Genomic DNA, 1,174 nt, shown 5'->3' on the forward strand with positions numbered 1-1,174 from the left:
TCCCAGCACCAGGTATTGCACCACGCAGCAGGCGGTGGAAACGCACATCGCATAGGCCACGAGCCGCAGCGACCCGATACGCTGCACCAGTTCGCCCGAGGCAATCAGGTAAATGCCATAGGTGAGTGCGCTGCCCAGCACCAGCGCGGCACCGAGCCACACGCCGCTGCCGCTCACGTCGAGATCATGCGCGAAAACCAGCACGATGCCTATATAGGCAAGCAGCAAGGACAGCCATTGCCGGGTGCTGATGCTGCGTTTGAACAGCACCGCGCTGGCCAGCAGCACGAAGGATGGCGTCAGGAACAGGATCAGCCGTTCCAGCCCTGCGGTGATGTACTGCAGCCCGAGGAAGTCGAGGAAGCTCGACAGGTAGTAGCCGATGATGCCAAGGAAGACGATGCGGCCACGGTCGGCCCAGGACAGCGCCGGCAGCCGGCGCGACTGCCACCAGCCGATGGCCATGAACAGCGGCACGGCGAACAGCATGCGCAGGCTGATGACCATGACCGCGTCGACGTCGTAGCGGTACATCAGCTTGGCGACGATCGCCTTGCCGGAGAAGAGGATGGCGCCGACGGCGGCCACGGCAAGGCCGGCGCGCTGCGATGCCGGCTGGGCGGGAGACACGCTGCTGGTGCTGGAGAGCTGGGATGCTGACACGGGAAAGCCGGATAGAAGGGCCGCGCGCCGCCGAGGGCAAGGCGGACCGCTGAAGACGCGAGCCATTGTATTCGAAAAGAGTCAACTGCATCCGGCGCCCATTGCCCTGCGTGCGGCCGCTGGGCGATGTCACCTTCCTTGAGGAATCCCCCATGCAACGCACCCTCTCCTGCCTGGCTCCGGTTTCGACCGGATGGCGGCGACGGCGCCGCTGGCAGGCATCCTGAAACTGCCGTAAGCTCGCCGCTCGGCGCGTGCGACACGTGCCCAATAAGAAGAACCAGGAGCATTCACTCATGACGGCAGCACCCCTTTCCCTAGTGTCCCCTCGCTTCGCCTTCCGCGGCAATCGTCGCGCGCCGCGGACCGGCCAGCATGGCGCCCGCCCGCTGATGGCCGCCGTGGCCGCGGCGGCCGCGCTCGCGGCCGGCTGGTTGCCCGGCGCCGCCAGCGCCGCGGATTTCCCCGCCAAGCCGATCCGCTTTATCGTGCCCTATGCCGCAGGCGGCAC

1 protein-coding gene and 1 pseudogene are annotated in these 1,174 nt (G+C 66.9%); one reads left to right on the top strand and one right to left on the bottom strand.

Annotation, left to right across the window (positions count from 1 at the left end; all coding sequences use genetic code 11):
* A partial coding sequence (locus AC1DKD_RS41405; RefSeq protein WP_477144763.1) for a DMT family transporter occupies positions 1-663 on the bottom strand: 663 nt, incomplete at its 3' end.
* A 296-nt stretch (positions 664-959) separates the two neighbouring features.
* Between AC1DKD_RS41405 and AC1DKD_RS41410 the strand changes: the two are divergent.
* Positions 960-1,174 (top strand): annotated as a pseudogene (locus tag AC1DKD_RS41410) (hypothetical protein); the annotation flags it as partial.

The sequence above is a fragment of the Cupriavidus sp. 05T313 genome, assembly GCF_056396665.1.